The organism is Streptomyces sp. P3, from assembly GCF_003032475.1.
Lineage (GTDB): Bacteria > Actinomycetota > Actinomycetes > Streptomycetales > Streptomycetaceae > Streptomyces.
This window is the reverse complement of record NZ_CP028369.1, coordinates 3361386-3378670: the sequence shown is the minus strand read 5'-3', so window position 1 is coordinate 3378670 and position 17285 is coordinate 3361386. Positions and strand designations below refer to the sequence as shown.

Below are 17285 nucleotides of genomic sequence, written 5' to 3'. Positions count from 1 at the left end.
ATGTCGCAGATGCCCCGGCAGGCCGCCCTGCCGACGTGTCCGAGCTGCGCGGAGCCGCTCGACGCGGGTGACCGTTTCTGCGGTGCGTGCGGATACGACCTGTCCGTCGTACCGCCGAGCCCGGACGACCACCCGACCCTGACGATGAACGGCTCGGCCCTGCCGGCTCCCCCGGAGACCGGCGGCGCAGTCCATGAGGCACGGGAGGCCCGGCGGGCCCAGGAACCGCCCCCCGGGACCGCTACGGCTCCGGGCGTTCCCGGTGCGCCCGGTGCGCCCGGCGTTCCGGGTACCCTGACCGCTCCCGGCGTTTCCGGTGTTTCTGCCGGCTCCGGTGCTTTCGCCGGCTCCGGTGTTTCCGGCGCCCCCGGGGTCGGTGACGTCTGCGGTGTCCGGTTCGACCGTCCCGCGGCGGAGCCTGACGAGTACGCCTTGCAGGCGCCGGACCCGCGGGTCGCGGCCGAGGCCGCCGTGGTGGCGGAGAGCGCGAAGGTGTGCGTGGCCTGTCGTGCGGGCCGGGTCGACGACGACGGGTACTGCGAGAACTGCGGCCATGCCCAGCCGCGCGAACGCGACCACATGGAACTGGAGTCGGGCCCGATCGCCGCCGTCAGCGACCGCGGTCTGCGCCACCACCGCAACGAGGACGCCTTCGGTCTCGGCTGCACCGCTCTGCCCGACGGCTCGCCGGCGCTCGTGGCCATCGTCTGCGACGGCGTGTCCTCCGCCACCCGCCCGGACGACGCCTCCCTCGCCGCGTCGAAGGCGGCGAGGGAGACACTGCTGGCCGTCCTGCCGCGGGGCACGCACCCCCAGCAGGCCATGCACGAGGCGATCGTCGCCGCCTCGCACGCGGTCAACGCGCTGGCCGAGGAGCCCGCCACGGCCCGCGAGCACGCCCCCCACCAGAACGCCCCCGCCTGCACCCTGGTGGGCTCGGTGGTCACCGCCGGGCTGCTGGTCGTCGGGTGGGTCGGCGACAGCCGTGCCTACTGGGTCCCGGCGGACCGCAGTTCACCGCCGGCCCGCCTCACCGAGGACGACTCGTGGGCCGCGCAGATGGTCGCCGCGGGCCTGATGAACGAGGCCGAGGCCTACGCCGACGAGCGTGCCCACGCGATCACCGGCTGGCTCGGCGCCGACGCCTACGAACTGGAGCCGCACACGGCTTCCTTCAAGCCGGACCGCCCCGGTGTGGTGGTGGTGTGCACGGACGGCCTGTGGAACTACGCGGAGGCCGCTCAGGAGATGGCGGGCGTCGTTCCGCCGGACGCCTCGGCCCGGCCGCTGCACAGCGCACGCGTACTGGTCGGCCACGCCCTGGACGGCGGGGGCCACGACAACGTAACAGTGGCCGTCGTGCCGTTCCCCGCCCCCGCGCAGGGGGCAGGATCGGCCTGAGGCCGCAGAACGAACTACGGAAAACCCGGGAATCACGGGCATCACGCGAACCCCGGGATTCACGGTGATCACGGCAACCACGGGGAAGCACGCCTGCGGACCGGAGGGGACCGGTCCGCGCCCAGACATCGCCCTGCCGACGTGGGGTTTCCTAGGGGGATTTGAGTAGACATGGCCAATTTCTCGAAGTCGAACGTGCCGCAGTTCTCGGTGGACGTCTACCAGAACGAGTACCTGCCGGAGGGCGGCCGCGAGGTCAACGCGATCGTGACGGTCACCGCCACCGGCGGCGGCACGGTGGGCGGCGCGGCGGCCGCGCCGCACCTCTACTCGCCGGGCCAGGGCCCGTCGGCCGCGGTGGCGATCATGGTGGACTGCTCCGGCTCGATGGACTACCCGCCGACCAAGATGCGCAACGCCCGCGACGCCACCGCCGCCGCCGTCGACACCCTGCGCGACGGGGTGCACTTCTCGGTGATCGACGGCACGCACGTCGCCAGGGAGGTCTACCCCGGCGGGGGCCGGCTCGCGGTCGCCGACGCGACCACCCGCGCGCAGGCGAAGCAGGCGCTGCGCCGGCTCAGCGCGGGCGGCGGCACCGCGATCGGCACCTGGCTGCGGCTGGCCGACCGGCTGCTGTCCACGGCGGACGTCGCCATCCGGCACGGCATCCTGCTGACCGACGGCCGCAACGAGCACGAGTCGCCGCAGGACCTCAAAGCCGCCCTCGACGACTGCGCCGGACGTTTCACCTGTGACGCGCGCGGCGTGGGCACCGACTGGGAAGTGAAAGAAGTCACAGGGATCGCGTCGGCCCTGCTCGGCACCGCCGACATCGTCGCCGACCCGGCCGGCCTCGCCGCCGACTTCACGCAGATGATGGAGACGGCGATGGGCAAGGAGGTCGCGGACGTCGCGCTGCGGCTCTGGACCCCGGTCGGCACCGCCGTCAAGTTCGTCAAGCAGGTCGCCCCGACGGTCGAGGAGCTGACCGGACGCCGCACGGAGGCGGGCCCGCGCGCGGGCGACTACCCCACCGGTTCCTGGGGCGACGAGTCCCGTGACTACCACGTGTGCGTCGAGGTCCCGGCGGCGAACGTCGGCCAGGAGATGCTCGCCGCACGGGTCTCGCTGGTGATCCCGGAGCCCGGGGGCAGTGTCCGGAACCTGGGCGCACAGGGGCTCGTGAAGGCCGTCTGGACCGACGACATGGCCGCCTCCACGTCGATCAACCCTCAGGTCGCCCACTACACCGGCCAGGCCGAACTGGCACAGGTCATCCAACAGGGGCTCGACCTCCGCAAATCGGGAGACATGGACGGAGCGACGGCCAAACTGGGTCGCGCGGTCCAGCTCGCCAGCGTCTCGGGGAACGCGGATACTGCGAAACTGCTTGCGAAGGTGGTGGACGTGGTCGATGCCACGACGGGTACTGTGCGACTGAAGGCCAAGGTCGCGGACGCCGACGAGATGACGCTCGAGACCCGGTCCACAAAGACTGTTCGTGTAAAGAAGTGACCTGAACGAGCTTCTGGGACACCGAAGGCTTCCGGGACACCGAAGAAGAGAGGGGGACGCGCCGACATGCCGACCTGCCCGAACGGACACCAGTCGGGTTCCGACGACTGGTGCGAGGTCTGCGGTCACCGCATGGCCGGTGCCGTACCTCCGCCCCCGCCCCCACCGCCCCCCGCCGCAGGCGGCGGCTACGGCTTCCCGCCGCCCCCGCCCGGCCAGGGCGGCGGGCGGCCCGGCGGGCGCCCCCATGCCTCGGGGCCCGGCCACGAACCCGAGCTCTGCCCGCAGTGCCGCACGCCCCGGGAGGGCGGCGCGCCGTTCTGCGAGGAGTGCCGGTGGAACTTCCTCACCAACACGGCGACCTCGTACACCCCGGCCGCCCCGCGCACGCCGGCCCCCGGCCCGGGCGGCCCCGGCGGCCCCGGTCACATGGGTCCCGGCGGGCCGGGTCCGGGTGGCCCGGGTCCGGACGGGCGGTTCCAGCCACCGCCGCCGTCCTACGGAGGCAGTGATTCCTTCGAGTACCAGGGTTCCCGTCCGTCGCAGGTGAACCGTCCCGCCGAACCGATTCCGCCGGGCCCGCCGTTCGGCGGCGACCCGTCGGGGCGGCAGAGCGGTCCCGGCGGCGTGGGCGGTCCCGCGGGACAGGCCGGCGGACCCTTCGGACGCGAGCCGGGCGGCCCCGGCGGCCCCGGTGCTCCGGGCAGACCCGGTGGTGCCTCCGGTCCGGCCGGCGGTCCCCCGGCGGGTGCCTTCGGAGGCCCCCCCACCGCTCCGGGCGGCGACCCCTTCGGTCGTGAGCCCTCCGGACCCGGCGGCCGCCCTCCCGGCCCGGCCGGCGATCCCTTCGGGCAGCCTTCGGGCCCGCCCTCGGACCCCTACCGGCGTGAGCAGGGCGGGCAGTCCGCCGATCCCTTCGGACGTGAGCCGTCCGGTCCGTCCGGCGACCCCTTCGGACGCGAGCCGTCCGGACCCGGCGGCCGTCCGCCCGGCCCGGGCCGCCCTGGTGAGGGCGGTCCCTCGGGCTTCGGCGGCGAGCCCTCGCGGCCGGGCTCTCCCGGGCCCACGCCCACGGCAGGTCCCGGCTTCCCGGGCCAGGGCGGCCCCCAAGGTCACGGCGGCCAGGGCGGCCCCGGAGGCCCCGGGGTTCAGCAGGCCTACCAGCCGTCCGGCCCGCCGTCCCCGCCCGGCTACCCGCAGGAGACCGGCCGGCAGCAGCCCGTCGGCCGGCCCTTCGGCGGCGGTGACGACGACTGGGTGATCTCCCCGCCGTCGCACACGGGCCCCGGTCAGGGGGACCCCAGGCAGGGCGCGCCCCAGGGCGGCTACGGCTACCCGCAGACGGGCGCCACCCAGGCCCCGCCCCCGCCCAACCCCGCGTTCCCACAGCAGCCGGCGACCTGGACGGCGACCATCGGCCCGGACCGCTCGTACTTCATGGCGATGATGCACCGCTCGGGTCCCGAGGCCGCGGGCCTGAACCTGCCCGCGTACTCGCCCGAGCAGCAGCGCACGCTCACCGGCAACCAGATCACCATCGGCCGCCGCCGCCATTCCACCGGCGAGACCCCCGACATAGACCTGTCGGTGCCGCCGGAGGACCCGGGCGTCTCGCACCAGCACGCGGTGCTGGTCCAGCAGCCCGACGGCAGCTGGGCCGTCGTCGACCAGAACTCGACGAACGGTACGACGGTCAACGGCTCGGAGGAGCCGATCCAGCCGTTCGTCCCGGTGCCTCTGCAGGACGGCGACCAGGTCCACGTGGGCGCCTGGACGACGATCACCGTCCGCCGCGGCTGACAGCGGCTCCCAGCGGCCGGCCGGGCCGGATGACCACAGGCCGGCCGGCCCCGGTCGGCTCGGCCGTCCCGGACGCCCTGAAGACCCCGGACGTCCTGCGGATCTTGACAGCTCTGCGGATCTTGGCAGCTCTGCAGGTCCTGGCGGTTCTGCAGGTCCCGGACGGCTCGGTGGTCCGGGACGTCCCGCCGGCCCTGTCGTAGGTCCTGCTGGTCCTGTCCTGGCTCCTCCCGCAGGTCCCGCGGGCCGTTCTGCGGGTCCTGTCGTCGTGCCGTTCCGCCCGTTCTAGAGGCCGGGCCGGCGCTCGACCGGGTCGGGCCCCGACGAACCCGGCAGCGGCCATGCGTACGGTCCCTCCGGATCGTCGAGCCACGCCCACACGTGTCCGTCGCCGACCGTGACTCCGTAGCGCTCCCGTCCCGGCATTCCCTCGCGCTCCCAGAGGGAGCACGCCTCCTGCGGGTCGAGGGCCTCCCGGGTCAGGGTCAGCAGGAAGCGGAACCGGTCGCTCTCCCTGGCCCGGCTCGGCACCCCCGCGAGGTTCACCGGCTCCGGGTCGGGCCGGTCCGTCCCGCGCAGCGGCACGAAGTACGCCGGGGTGTGCAGGAACCGTCCCTCCGCGTGTCCGGCGTCCCGGACCGTCAGGGCGATCAGCCCGGTGGCGAGCGGCGCGAGGATCAGGGCCCCGGGGGCGCACTGGGCGAGCCAGGCGCGCGGGACCGACGCCAGCGTGCAGGTCGCGATGACCCGGTCGAAGGGGGCGCGTTCGGGGACCCCCCGCGCCCCGTCCCCGGTGACGACGGCGGGCCGGTACCCGGCGTCCGCGAGATGCCGGCGGGCAGACTCGGTGATCTCCGGATCCAGGTCGACAGTGGTGACGTTCTCCTCGCCGAGCCGGTACGACAGCAGCGCGGCGTTGTACCCCGTGCCCGCGCCGATCTCCAGGACCCGGTCGCCGTCCTCGACCCCCAGCTCGGCCAGCATCAGCGCCATCAGCGAGGGCTGGCTGCTGGACGTGAGCAGCACGCCGTCGCGCAGCCGGGTGGCCAGCGGGACGTCCTCGTACGCGCCGCGCATCCAGCGCTCCCTGGTGCGCGGGTCGGGACTCTCGCCCCAGCGCCTCTCATAGCCGCCGGCGCCGGCGACGTAGTAGTAGGGCACGAAGAGATGGCGCGGCACCGTCGCGAAGGCCTCCCGCCATCGCGGGTCTGCGGCGAACGCACCGCTCGCCTCGATCTCCCGCACCAGCAGCGCCCGCGCGGAGGCGGCGAGGCCGGCCACACCGGCGGGGTCGGGATCGTTGGCGCCCATGACTCCACTGTGCGGTGCGCGGCCCCCGGAAGCGAGCATCGGGGTGGTCCTACGCCTCGAGTCCTCCGTCGCGCCGTCTGAGACCATGGGAGGCGTGACAGAGATTCGGCGCGGCACGCTTCAGGAGCAGACCTTCTACGAGCAGGTCGGCGGGGAGGAGACCTTCCGCCGGCTGGTCCACCGTTTCTACCAGGGGGTCGCCGAGGACCCACTGCTGCGGCCCATGTATCCGGAGGAGGACCTGGGTCCGGCCGAGGAGCGCTTCGCGCTGTTCCTCATGCAGTACTGGGGCGGCCCGACGACGTACAGCGAGCAGCGCGGTCACCCGCGGCTGCGCATGCGGCACGCCCCCTTCGCCGTGGACCGGGCGGCGCACGACGCGTGGCTGAAGCACATGCGGGACGCGGTGGACGAACTCGGCCTGTCGGAGGAGCACGAGCACACACTGTGGAAGTACCTGACGTACGCGGCGGCGTCGATGGTGAACACCCCGGAGTAGACGCCGACGCGTCGCACGGCACGACTGCGGCACAGCACACGAGGCCACCAGCGCGAAGGACGCGAAGGCCTCAGCGCACACGCCGACATCAGCGCACGACGGCGTCGGAGAACGACGACACGAGAACACGCCGACGCCGGAACACGACGGCGTCGGAACGCGACGGCGTCAGCGCACGCTGACGTCGAGCGTTCCCAGCCGTCCCGCGCGCCGTACCGCGACGGACCCGTACGGGGTGCGCAGCCGCAGCCACGCGCCGAGCGAGAGCAGCGCCAGGTCCTCCGGTCCGGCCGCGGGCCGGAGGAAACCGAGCGACTGGGCCGCGTGTACGGCTCGCACGGGAAGCCCGGTGTCCCCGATCGTCCGGGACCAGATCTCCCGTCCGATCCGGTCGAGTTCGGCCCGGGTCCGCAGTTCGGCCGCCAGCTCCTCGGTGCGGGACCGGAATTCGGCGACGGCCGAACCGACCGCCGCCCGCAGCGCGTCCGGCGCGGGCAGGCCCGCCTCCGGCCGCCACCCGCCGCGCGGCGGCAGCACGCCGGCCCACGGCGGCCCGGTGACCGCGGCGGGGACACCGGCCGTGGCGGCGCTCTCGGCCACGGACTCCAGCAGTTCGCCCGCCGACACCGTCACGTCCAGGGTGACGTCGAGGCCGTCCTCGTACGGCTTGGCGAGCCGGACCGCACGGATCGCGAGCACCTCGAAGGACGGCGGCCGTCCGAAGACGGCGAGCGCGGTGCCGGCCGCCTGCAGCCGCACCGCGGCTCCGCGGTCGTAGTGGAGCAGGCGGGAGAGGAAGGCCGCGAGATCCGCGGCCTCCCCCTCGTCGGCGAGGTGGAGCACCGTCATGCGGCGACGGCCTTATCGGCGTCGTCGTCCTGGTACTCCTCGAGGAAGAGGCGCTCCTCGGCGGTGATCCGGCGCGGCCGTTGCGTCGAGAAGTCGAACGGCACGATGACGGTGGAGGCCCTCACGTAGACCACGTCGTCGTCCTTCACCTCGTAGGAGATGGTGAAGGACGCCGCCCTGATGGCCGTGACCCACAGCTCGATGTCCACGGGCATGTGCCGGTGGACGAGCTGCCGCTTGTAGTCGATCTCGTGGCGCGCCACCACGGACCCCTGCTGGAAGTCCTTGTCCGGGCGGAACAGGAAGTCGATACGGGCTTCCTCCAGGTAGCGGAGGAAGACCACGTTGTTGACGTGGCCGTACGCGTCCATGTCCGCCCAGCGCAGCGGGCAGCGGTAGATGTGCCGCAAGATCGATCAGTCCCGGGTCAGCTTCTTGTAGGTGGCACGGTGCGGACGCGCGGCATCCGCACCCAGCCGCTCGATCTTGTTCTTCTCGTACGACTCGAAGTTGCCCTCGAACCAGAACCACCTGGAGTCACCCTCGTAGGCGAGGATGTGGGTCGCGACCCGGTCCAGGAACCACCGGTCGTGGGAGACGACCACGGCCGCACCCGGGAACTCCAGCAGCGCGTTCTCCAGCGAGGACAGCGTCTCCACGTCGAGGTCGTTGGTCGGCTCGTCGAGAAGGAGCAGGTTGCCGCCCTGCTTGAGAGTGAGCGCGAGGTTCAGGCGGTTGCGCTCACCGCCGGAGAGCACACCGGCCGGCTTCTGCTGGTCGGGCCCCTTGAAGCCGAAGGCGGAGACGTACGCGCGCGACGGCATCTCCACCTGACCCACGTTGATGTAGTCGAGCTCGTCGGAGACCACGGCCCACAGCGACTTCTTCGGGTCGATGTTCTCGCGGCTCTGGTCGACGTACGAGATCTTGACGGTGTCGCCGACCTTGATGGATCCGGAGTCGGGCTCTTCGAACCCCTGGATCATCTTGAAGAGGGTCGTCTTGCCGGCGCCGTTCGGGCCGATGACGCCGACGATGCCGTTACGCGGCAGCGTGAAGCTCAGGTCGTCGATGAGGACCTTGTCCCCGAATGCCTTGGAGAGGTTGTTGACCTCGACGACGATGGAACCCAGGCGCGGGCCCGGCGGAATCTGGATCTCCTCGAAGTCCAGCTTCCGCATCTTGTCGGCCTCGGCGGCCATCTCCTCGTACCGGGCGAGACGCGCCTTGGACTTGGCCTGACGCCCCTTGGCGTTCGACCGCACCCACTCGAGCTCTTCCTTCAGACGCTTGGCACGCTTGGCGTCCTTCTGCCCCTCGACCTTGAGACGGCTCTGCTTCGTCTCCAGGTACGTGGAGTAGTTGCCCTCGTAACCGATGGCCCGGCCGCGGTCGAGCTCCAGAATCCAGCCCGCGACGTTGTCGAGGAAGTACCGGTCGTGGGTGACGGCGACGACGGTGCCGGGGTACTTCGCGAGGTGCTGCTCCAGCCACTGCACGGACTCGGCGTCCAGGTGGTTGGTGGGCTCGTCGAGCAGCAGCAGGTCGGGGGCCTCGAGCAGCAGCTTGCACAGCGCGACGCGGCGGCGCTCACCGCCGGAGAGGTTGGTGACGGGCCAGTCGCCGGGCGGGCAGCCCAGGGCGTCCATGGCCTGCTCGAGCTGGGTGTCCAGGTCCCACGCGTTGGCGTGGTCGAGGTCCTCCTGCAGCTTGCCCATCTCGTCCAGCAGCGCGTCGGAGTAGTCCGTCGCCATCAGCTCGGCGACCTCGTTGAAGCGCCTGAGCTTGCCCATGATCTCAGCCGCGCCGTCCTGCACGTTCTCCAGAACGGTCTTGGACTCGTCGAGCGGCGGCTCCTGCAGCAGCATCCCGACGCTGTAGCCGGGCGACAGGAACGCGTCACCGTTGGAGGGCTGCTCCAGTCCCGCCATGATCTTCAGAACGGTGGACTTACCGGCGCCGTTCGGCCCGACCACACCGATCTTCGCGCCGGGCAGGAAGCTCAGCGTTACGTCGTCAAGGATGACCTTGTCGCCGTGTGCCTTGCGCGTCTTGCGCATGGTGTAGATGTACTCAGCCAAGAGAAACCGTCCGGCAGCTTGAAATCTGGCAGTGGGCAGATACACCCCATCTTGCCGGACGGCTACCCCTCGGGGGAAACCCGTCCGGGCAGGGGGCTTTGATCTGGGGTTTTCGCCGGGAGGTCCCGGGAGCGGGGCGCCGGCGGTGCCGTTGATCGGCAAGCGGGTGCCAGTGGTCGGCGGGCGGCCGCGGCAGTGCTCTGTCGCGGCACGCCGCCCGTGGTGCCGTGTGGTGCTGTGCGGTTTTGTGTGGTGTCAGAGCTTGGTCATCTTGGCGTAGGGGCTCAGGATCCGCTCTTGTGCCGAGCCGAAATCCACGAGCGCGGCGATCCCGTCCTCGATGCCGATCACTCGGCCGAGGCCGTACATGTCGTGTGTCACCTGGTCACCCACGGCAAAGTGCTTGGGCACGAGGGTGGCCGGCGCCTTGAAGGGGCTGGTGGGCAAGTGACGCTTCGGTGCAGAAGGTTTTGTCATTGCCTTCAGTATGCGCCTGGATCGGGGTGGAAATCGGCTGGAGTCCTCGGTCGGGGGTCTTCCAGGGTCTCGCGGATGGACCGGAACAGGTGGCACGACCGGTACGACGCCCCGGATTCGCCGCCTGCCCGGCGGCTGTGGACGGTGCGGGAACGGGTGCGGCCGGCGCTGGACGGCTCTCCCCCCGGCCCGCCCCGGGTGGTGAGCGCCCGCGCGGGACAGGGACGCGATCCGCTGGACGTTCTGCCTGGTCATCCGCGCCGTGCAGCCGCGCGGACGCGGCTGGTGGAGCTTGATCGGAACAACGTCGACGCGGCCCGCGAGGCCGTCCGTTCGGCCGGTCGGCCGGTCTCGCACAGGTCCAGGTCTCGCCCGCCGACGCCTCGCTCCTCGATCACTACGCCGGGATGGCCCCCGCCGACATCGTGCTGCCCTGCGCGGTATTCGGAAACATCACGGATCCGGACATCGAACGGACCGTCGACGCGTGCACACGGCTGTGCGCGACCGCAGGCCGGGTGATCCGGACCAGGAGTCGCAAGGCCCCGGGCCGGGTGCCGCTGATCCGCGGGTGGTTCGGGGAACGGGGCTTCGAGGGCGAGTGGATCACCGAGGAGGAGCTGTTCCGGTCCGTGGGCGTGCACCGCTTCCGCGGGCGGTCCCGGCCGTTGCGGCCGGGCGAACGCGTCCTCACCTTCCTCGGGTACGACAGGCTGCGCCCGCCGACCTGATGCCGGGGCCGCCGACCCGGCCGGCCCTGTCGGGTCCGTCGGCTCTGTCGAGTCCGTCGAGTGGGTCGAGTCGATGAGGCCCGGCGTCAGCTCCGTCAGTACTGGCGGTCCTGTCAGCGCTGCGCGCCGTTCTCCTTCCTCCCCACGAACACGAGCGCCGCTCCGCCGATGACCACCAGGCCGATGGCCGTACCCGCGATGAGCGGGGTGGCACTGCTGCCACCGGTGGCGGCGAGGTCGGTGTCGCTCGCGGCGGAGACACCGCCCACCGTGGCCGGGCTCGGTTCGCTCAGGGTCTGGGTGGTCAGGCCGGCGATCTCGTCGGCCTGGGTCCGGCAGTCCAGAACGCCGGTGAATCTGTTCTGGTCGCCCCGGGGGCCGACGATCGAGAAGTCGTAGGCCTGGTCCTCCTGCAGCGGGATGGTCACCGTTCGGGACCCGCCGGCGGGGATGGTGTGCTGCAAACCCATCAACGCGAAGGTGAAGGCCTCGTCGCCCCGGTTGGCGGCGGCGATGTCCACGCCGGCCTTCGCGCAGTTCTTCGCCGCGGACAGTGCCGGTACGGCGCCCTTCCGGGCCCAGGTGGCACTCGCCGTCGCCGACACCGTGGACTCACTGGAGCCGGCCAGGATCTGGGTCTGGCTGCGGCTGTCGGAGGTGAAGGCACGGCCGACCGGGACGGTGGTGGAGGCCTGCACGGTCAACTCTGCCGAGCCCGCGGCCGTGTCGGCGGGCACGTCGAAGAACAACTGGCTGCCGTCCGACACGGCCGTGAGCGGCCTGCCGTCCTTGCCGACGACGCGCACCCCGCTGGTCGCGGCGTCCACCGGCGGCGTCACCGTCGCGCTCGTTGCGTTGGTGTGGACCGTCACCGGGCCGAGCAGCTCGCCCGGGCGGCCGGAAATGGCGGGCGCGTCGAGGGTGAGGGACGCCGTGGGCTCCGCGACGACCCGTGCGGCCTTCTGCAGGTAGTCCGCGAGCCGCTCGGCCTGGGGGTCGACGGCGTCGACAGCCGCGCCGTCCGAGTAGCGCCAGATGGCCACCTGGGTGCCGGCGGCCGCGTCCTGCTCGGTGAGGCCGCCCCCGCCGATGCCGGCCTTCTCGGCGAGCGAGGCGAGATCGTTCACCTGGGGGTAGGAGTTCTGCAGGATCCAACGGATGCGGCCCGCGTTCGGGTTGGCGGCCAACAGCGTGCCGCTCCAGGGCGTCTCGTGGTACTTGGCGTCCCTCTGCGTGGGGTTGTAGAGGTCGACGCAGTACGTCTGCAGGGTGCCGCCGCCTTCGACGGACATCTCGAACAGGCCGGCCGACACCTCCTGGTCCCCGCCCTTGGCGTGGACCAGGGCAGCGCCGTAGGTCTTGAGACCGCCGATCGTCGCAGTGGCCCCGCCCTGACTCTGCGTCACCTCTGCCGCGGCGGCAGTGCCCGCAGTGGCGAGCAGGCCGACGGCGACGAGGCCGGACGCCATGGCCGCCGCCGCGAGACGGACCGGGCCCCGCCCGCGCGCGAACAACGCGGAGATCGAAGAAATCACACAATTCCCCTTCGAGCGGGACCCGTTGATGTGGGGGCAGGTCCCACCAGCAGAATCAGAAGCCCCAGTGAGCTACGTCCGGCATCCTAGAGACGCCGCGCACCGCGCTTACCGGTCATCTCGTCGGATCACCGATCCGACTCGGAATCGTTATCCCCAAGATCGACCACGAGCGCGCCATGTCGACCTGTCCACTTCGCTACGCCGTGCGGATGCGTCGATATGCCACAGCTCACCGTTGACCGACCGTCACCGTCGCACCGCACTGCGGATCGTGGGGCCCGCTCAGGTCACCGCCGCCGGCTCGCGACGCCGGGCGCCGTCCGACTTCGCGTCCGCCGCACCGGCGACCGGGGTCTCCCAGTCGGGCTCGGGCTGTGACGACTGGCCCGCCGTCGCGGGCTCGGCACGGCCCTGCCGCCGGAAGGCCGACGTGCCCCGTGCGAGGTCGTGGCCGATCGCCACGGCGTCGATGTCCGCCGAGGTCCGGCCCTGCTGCCCCTCGCACGACTCCGCGCGCACCTTGAGCCTGCCCTGGACGATCACCGGGTCCCCGACGTTCAGCGAGGCCATCGCGTTCTGGGCCAGCTGCCGGTTGGCCCAGACGGTGAAGAAGTTGGTGTGGCCGTCGGTCCAGGCACTCTTCTCCCGGTCCCAGTAGCGCGAGGTCACCGCCAGCCGGAACCTCACCGACGCGCCCGCCGCCAGGTCCCGGTAGACCGGCTGCGTCGCCACGTTGCCCACTGCGCAGACCATCGTCTCGTTCATGCGAACCCCTCCCTCGCCCGGACGGTCCCGCCGCCCGGTCACGCGTACGAGCCCCTCCCGTACGGCTGCGTCCGCCGCGACGGCCGCGGTGGTCTTCACCGTGTGCCGTCAGCGCCGTTCGCGGCGACCGCGTCCGTCGCGGCCGCCGCGAAGCCAGACTGCCTCCGTCGGGCCGGGCCCGCCGGGCACTGTGGACGACCGCCCGCCAGTGGAAAACTCCACCGCCCGGACGAGCGATCAGCACCCGCGCGCGCCCCGTGATCCCCCAGCGGATGCGCTCCGTCGCGCGGGCATCAGGGCCCCCGACCTCCTGTCGCCCCCTGTTCATCACCACCGCTCCACCGCGGGCCCGTTCGCCGACAGCCCGCTCGCCGCGCGCCTCTTCACCTCGCGCCGGCCACCGCCCACCTCTTCACCCCGCGCCGGCCGCCGCCCCCGTGACCCTGGCGTACTGCTCCCGCACCTCCCGGTAGCGCAGCAGCTCCGCGGCCACGGGATCCAGCACCCGGGCCCGTCCGCAGCCGGCCGCCGCCTCCCGCAGTCGGCGTTCCGCGTCGTGCCCGTACCGCCGGGCCGGTCCCCGGGCCGCCATGCGGCAGCTCCACTCGACCAGCGGGCCGCCGATGATGCCGGACACCATCAGCAGTACCGGGACCCCCAGGTTGGGGGCCATCACGCCGACGATCTGCCCGACCAGCCACAGTCCGCCGACGACCTGCAGGAGCGTCATGGACGCCTGCGCCAGGACGGCGACCGGCCACCAGCCCGGCCGGGGCGGTCGTCCCGGCGGCAGCCCGGCCCGCGCCGCCAGGTCGTCCAGCGCCTCGGGCAGTCCCTGCGCGCCGCGTACCGCCGCCTCCCGGACGGCCTGCGCCCAGGGCACCGGCAGCCCGGCCGAGGCCCGTTCGGACACGGTGCGCACCGCCTGCTCGACGCGTTGCCGTGCCGTGGCCTCCTCGTCGGCCTGGGCGCGGACCGGCAACCGCCCGGTGGGAGGCTCGCGCCGGTCCTGGTGCCACCGCCACAACCGCAGCCAGGGCGTACCGCAGGCGCGGTTGGCGTTGCGCAGCCAGGCGCGCTCGGCGGCCTCGCCCGCCGCTGTGGCGCCCACCGCGTCCGCCAGCCGGTCGGCGAACTCGTCCCGCGCCTGCTCGCTGAGCCCGATGCGTCGTCCGGTGGCGTAGACGGACCGCAGCCGTCGGGCCGCGGCGTCCACGTCGGCCCCGATGCGCCGGGCGGCGGCACCACGCTCCGCGACGAACTGGCCCAGTGCTTCGCGCAGTTCACCGACGCCGTCACCGGTCAGCGCGGACAGCGCGAGCACGGTGGCGCCCGGTTCGCCGTACTCGCCGAGGGCGACACCGTCCTCGTCGAGCAGCCGCCGCAGGTCGTCGAGGACCAGCTCGGCGGCCTCGCCGGGCAGCCGGTCGACCTGGTTGAGGACGACGAACATGACCTCCGCGTGTCCGGCCATGGGCCGCAGATACCGTTCGTGCAGGACGGCGTCGGCGTACTTCTCCGGGTCGACGACCCAGATGACGGCGTCCACCAGCGCCAGCACCCGGTCGACCTGCTCACGGTGCTGCACGGCGGCCGAGTCGTGGTCGGGGAGGTCGATCAGGACGAGCCCGCGCAACTGGGCCTCCGCCTCCGCGCTCTGCACCGGCCGTCTGCGCAGCCGGCCCGGGATGCCGAGCCGGTCGATGAGGGACGACGCGCCGTCGCTCCAGCTGCACACGATGGGCGACGACGTGGTCGGCCGCCGAACGCCCGTCTCCGAGATCGTGACGCCGGCGAGGGCGTTGAACAGCTGTGACTTGCCGCTGCCGGTGGCGCCCGCGAGGGCGACCACGGTGTGCTGCCCGGAGTGCCGGCGCCGGGCGGCAGCCTCGTCCAGGACCCGGCCGGCCTGGGCGAGTGTCCTGCTGTCGAGACGCGTGCGGGAGAGTCCCACGAGTTCGCGCAGCGCCTCCAACCGTGAGCGCAGCGGCGCGTCGTAGACGAGCGGGGTCGAGGGCAGGGCGCTGCCGCCTCCGCCGGTCCGGGCCGCCTTGTCGGCCGCCGCCTGCTCGGCGGCGGCCTCGTCGACACGGCGGGCGATGAGACCGTCGTCCCAGGCATCGGCCGAGCCCTCCTCGGCGTCCGCACGGGACATCCGCGCGAACGCAGCCCGGGTGGACGGATCCGGGGCCGGGTCGGCGTCCGGGCGCGGCAGGGCGTCCTTGGTGCTGTCGGCCGCGCGCGCGTGGCCGGTCGGCTCCTGCGGCGAGGCGTCCGCCTCGTCGGACAGGCCGCCCTCGTCCTCCGGCCTCTTCCCCTCCGGCCCCGCGCTCTCGGTGCACTCCTGGACTTCGCGCTCGTCCTGGTGTCGCTGCCGGTCCTCGCGCTCCTGGTGCTCCTGGTGCTCCCGGTGGCTCTGGGGGGTTTGGTGGCTCTCGTGCCCCGGATTCTCCTTCCCCTCCTGGTCCGCGTTGCCTGTCCGGTCCGTGTGGTCCGTGTGGTCCTGGTCAGTGACGGCGGTCACCGGTCACCTCTCCTTCTGCAGTACGGACAGCGCGGCAATGAGTTCGGCCTGGGGTTCGGGGTGGACTTCGAGTCCGTCGAGGGGGGCGAGCCGGCGTTCGCGTTCGGCGTGCATGACCCGGTCGAGATGGTCGGCGAGCAGCCGCCCGCCCCGGTCGCGCAACCGCAGCGCCCCGTGCGCGCCGATCCGCTCGGCGAGCCCCTCGCCCGCGGAACGCGCCCTGCGGCCGCCCAGCAGCGCCGTGGCGACGAGAGCGGCGACCGACTCCGGGTCGGGCGTGGCACCCCGCTCCAGGCCGCGTACCTCGTCCTCGGCGTACTCCTCCAGCTCGCGCCGCCACCGTCGGACGGCGAGGCCGATGCGGTGCTCGGCACTCTCCGGGAAGGCGTCTTGGTCCGCTGGCGCCGCGGCCTGTGACGCCGGTTCGCGGCGCCAGGCCTCGTCGACGCGTTCGTCGGCGGCGGTGACCGCGCACAGCAGCAGCGCGGCGAAACTCTCCACCAGGGCGTCGAGGAGTTCACCGGCGGTGCAGTCCAGCGGGAAGGCCCGCCAGCGCTTGAGCGCGTCACCGGCGAGGACCGCGCCGCTCTGGAGACGACCCCGCACGCGCGTGTGCTCGCTGTCGTACGCCCCCTCGACGGCCGAGGTGAGCCGCAGTGCCGCCGCGTACTGCGCGGCGGCGGCGCCGGCCAGTTCGGGCATCCGTGCCTTGAGGGAGTCGAGGACTCCGTGGGCGGTGCGGGCGAGGGCGTGGTTGCGGGCGGCCGGGTCCTGGGCGTGGTGGACGAGCCAGGCGCGCAGCTGCGCCACGGCGGTGGCCGGAAGAAGCCCGCCGCCCCAGGCCGACTCGGGCAGTTCGGGCACCGTGAAGCGCGGCACCTCGCCCAGCCCGGCCTTGGTGAGCAGAGCGCCGTACTGCCGGGACACCTCGGAGACGACCTGGTGCGGCACCCGGTCGAGGACGGTCACGAGCATGACGTCGTACTCCTTGGCGGTGCGCAGCAGGTGCCAGGGCACGGCGTCGGCGTAGCGGGAGGCCGTCGTCACCATCACCCAGATGTCGGCCGCGCAGATCAGTTCGGCGGCGAGCACGCGGTTGTCGGCGACGAGCGAGTCGATGTCGGGCGCGTCGAGAAGGGCGAGACCGGGCGGGAGGGTGTCGGCGGTCTCGATCCGCAGCACGGGTCTGCCGTCCTCGCCGGTGAGCAGCAGATCGTCCGCCGACTCCCGACGAGAGGCCCACGTGCGGGCGAGGCCGGGCAGCACCCGCATGCCGCTGAACCAGTGATGGTCCTCCGGATGGCACACGAGCACCGGGGTCCGTGTCGTCGGCCGCAACACGCCCGCCTCGCTGACGCGCCGCCCCACGAGGGAGTTGACGAGCGTCGACTTGCCGGCGCCGGTGGAGCCGCCCACCACCGCCAGCAAGGGCGCGTCGGGCTGCCGGAGTCGCGGCACCAGGTAGTCGTCGAGCTGGGCTAGCAGTTCGTCGCGGTTGGCACGCGCGCGCGGGGCCCCTGTCAGGGGCAGCGGGAAGCGTGCGGCGGCGACACGGTCGCGCAGGGCGGAGAGTGCGTCGAGTAGCTGAGGCCTTACGTCCAAGGTCACCACACGCGAAGAATGCCCAATTTTAGGGGATTAATGAAGCATATAGGCACGCCTGCGCGCCGATAGGACACAAGGGACGGAAGGTGCGAGTGGGGCAGAGGCACAGCGCAGGCATAACGAGTGCACAACACCCGTGGCCAGGGACGCCAAAAGCGGTGCACGATTCGCACCTGCCTGCGATTA

General features: G+C 72.7%; 15 protein-coding genes. 6 read left to right on the top strand and 9 right to left on the bottom strand.

The annotated features are described in order from the left end of the window. From C6376_RS15150 to C6376_RS43825, 4 genes are all read left to right on the top strand, one after another. Nucleotides 1-1401, top strand: a complete 1401-nt coding sequence (locus C6376_RS15150) for a PP2C family serine/threonine-protein phosphatase (RefSeq protein WP_107443903.1) — start codon at nucleotides 1-3, stop codon at nucleotides 1399-1401. Nucleotides 1402-1572: 171 nt separating this feature from the next. Continuing rightward, entirely contained in the window at nucleotides 1573-2919 is a 1347-nt protein-coding gene (locus C6376_RS15145) for a VWA domain-containing protein (protein WP_107443902.1), read from the top strand. Nucleotides 2920-2985: 66 nt separating this feature from the next. Next, nucleotides 2986-4719 carry an FHA domain-containing protein gene (locus C6376_RS15140; protein WP_107443901.1) on the top strand — a complete coding sequence of 578 codons (1734 nt, stop codon included), beginning with the start codon at nucleotides 2986-2988 and terminating at the stop codon, nucleotides 4717-4719. Nucleotides 4720-4748: 29 nt separating this feature from the next. Beyond that, complete coding sequence (locus C6376_RS43825; protein ID WP_159083206.1) at nucleotides 4749-4922, top strand: hypothetical protein; 174 nt, start codon at nucleotides 4749-4751, stop codon at nucleotides 4920-4922. 82 nt (nucleotides 4923-5004) lie between these two features. On the opposite strand, the gene C6376_RS15135 is transcribed toward C6376_RS43825, so the two are convergent. Beyond that, on the bottom strand, nucleotides 5005-6030 hold the full coding sequence (locus C6376_RS15135; protein WP_107443900.1) for a methyltransferase domain-containing protein: 1026 nt from the start codon (nucleotides 6028-6030) through the stop codon (nucleotides 5005-5007). 85 nt (nucleotides 6031-6115) lie between these two features. On the opposite strand from C6376_RS15135, the gene C6376_RS15130 reads away from it, so the two are divergent. Continuing rightward, nucleotides 6116-6529 carry a globin gene (locus tag C6376_RS15130; protein ID WP_107448976.1) on the top strand — a complete coding sequence of 138 codons (414 nt, stop codon included), beginning with the start codon at nucleotides 6116-6118 and terminating at the stop codon, nucleotides 6527-6529. A gap of 168 nt (nucleotides 6530-6697) precedes the next feature. Here the strand turns inward: C6376_RS15130 and C6376_RS15125 are convergent, their stop codons facing one another. From C6376_RS15125 to C6376_RS15110, 4 genes are all read right to left on the bottom strand, one after another. After that, nucleotides 6698-7378: a hypothetical protein gene (locus C6376_RS15125; RefSeq protein ID WP_107443899.1), complete on the bottom strand. Its 681-nt coding sequence runs from the start codon at nucleotides 7376-7378 to the stop codon at nucleotides 6698-6700. Then, nucleotides 7375-7788, bottom strand: coding sequence for a thioesterase family protein (locus C6376_RS15120; protein WP_107443898.1), 414 nt, complete (start codon nucleotides 7786-7788; stop codon nucleotides 7375-7377). The genes C6376_RS15125 and C6376_RS15120 overlap by 4 nt, the downstream gene beginning before the upstream one ends. Before the next feature lie 6 nt (nucleotides 7789-7794). Continuing rightward, entirely contained in the window at nucleotides 7795-9459 is a 1665-nt protein-coding gene (gene ettA / locus C6376_RS15115; protein WP_107443897.1) for an energy-dependent translational throttle protein EttA, read from the bottom strand. A gap of 255 nt (nucleotides 9460-9714) precedes the next feature. Continuing rightward, nucleotides 9715-9936, bottom strand: a complete 222-nt coding sequence (locus C6376_RS15110; RefSeq protein ID WP_057574844.1) for a hypothetical protein — start codon at nucleotides 9934-9936, stop codon at nucleotides 9715-9717. Nucleotides 9937-10343: 407 nt separating this feature from the next. Here C6376_RS15110 and C6376_RS45205 point away from each other — a divergent pair, with 407 nt between their 5' ends. Continuing rightward, nucleotides 10344-10667 carry a hypothetical protein gene (locus tag C6376_RS45205; protein ID WP_254075946.1) on the top strand — a complete coding sequence of 108 codons (324 nt, stop codon included), beginning with the start codon at nucleotides 10344-10346 and terminating at the stop codon, nucleotides 10665-10667. A gap of 113 nt (nucleotides 10668-10780) precedes the next feature. On the opposite strand, the gene C6376_RS15100 is transcribed toward C6376_RS45205, so the two are convergent. The 4 genes from C6376_RS15100 to C6376_RS15085 form a co-directional block, all read right to left on the bottom strand. Then, nucleotides 10781-12202: a thioester domain-containing protein gene (locus C6376_RS15100; protein ID WP_107443896.1), complete on the bottom strand. Its 1422-nt coding sequence runs from the start codon at nucleotides 12200-12202 to the stop codon at nucleotides 10781-10783. Between the two features lie 285 nt (nucleotides 12203-12487). Beyond that, entirely contained in the window at nucleotides 12488-12970 is a 483-nt protein-coding gene (locus tag C6376_RS15095) for a single-stranded DNA-binding protein (protein ID WP_107443895.1), read from the bottom strand. Between the two features lie 412 nt (nucleotides 12971-13382). Then, complete coding sequence (locus tag C6376_RS15090; protein WP_254075945.1) at nucleotides 13383-15494, bottom strand: YfjP family GTPase; 2112 nt, start codon at nucleotides 15492-15494, stop codon at nucleotides 13383-13385. Nucleotides 15495-15497: 3 nt separating this feature from the next. Continuing rightward, on the bottom strand, nucleotides 15498-17105 hold the full coding sequence (locus C6376_RS15085; RefSeq protein ID WP_107443894.1) for a dynamin family protein: 1608 nt from the start codon (nucleotides 17103-17105) through the stop codon (nucleotides 15498-15500). Nucleotides 17106-17285: the final 180 nt, after the last annotated feature.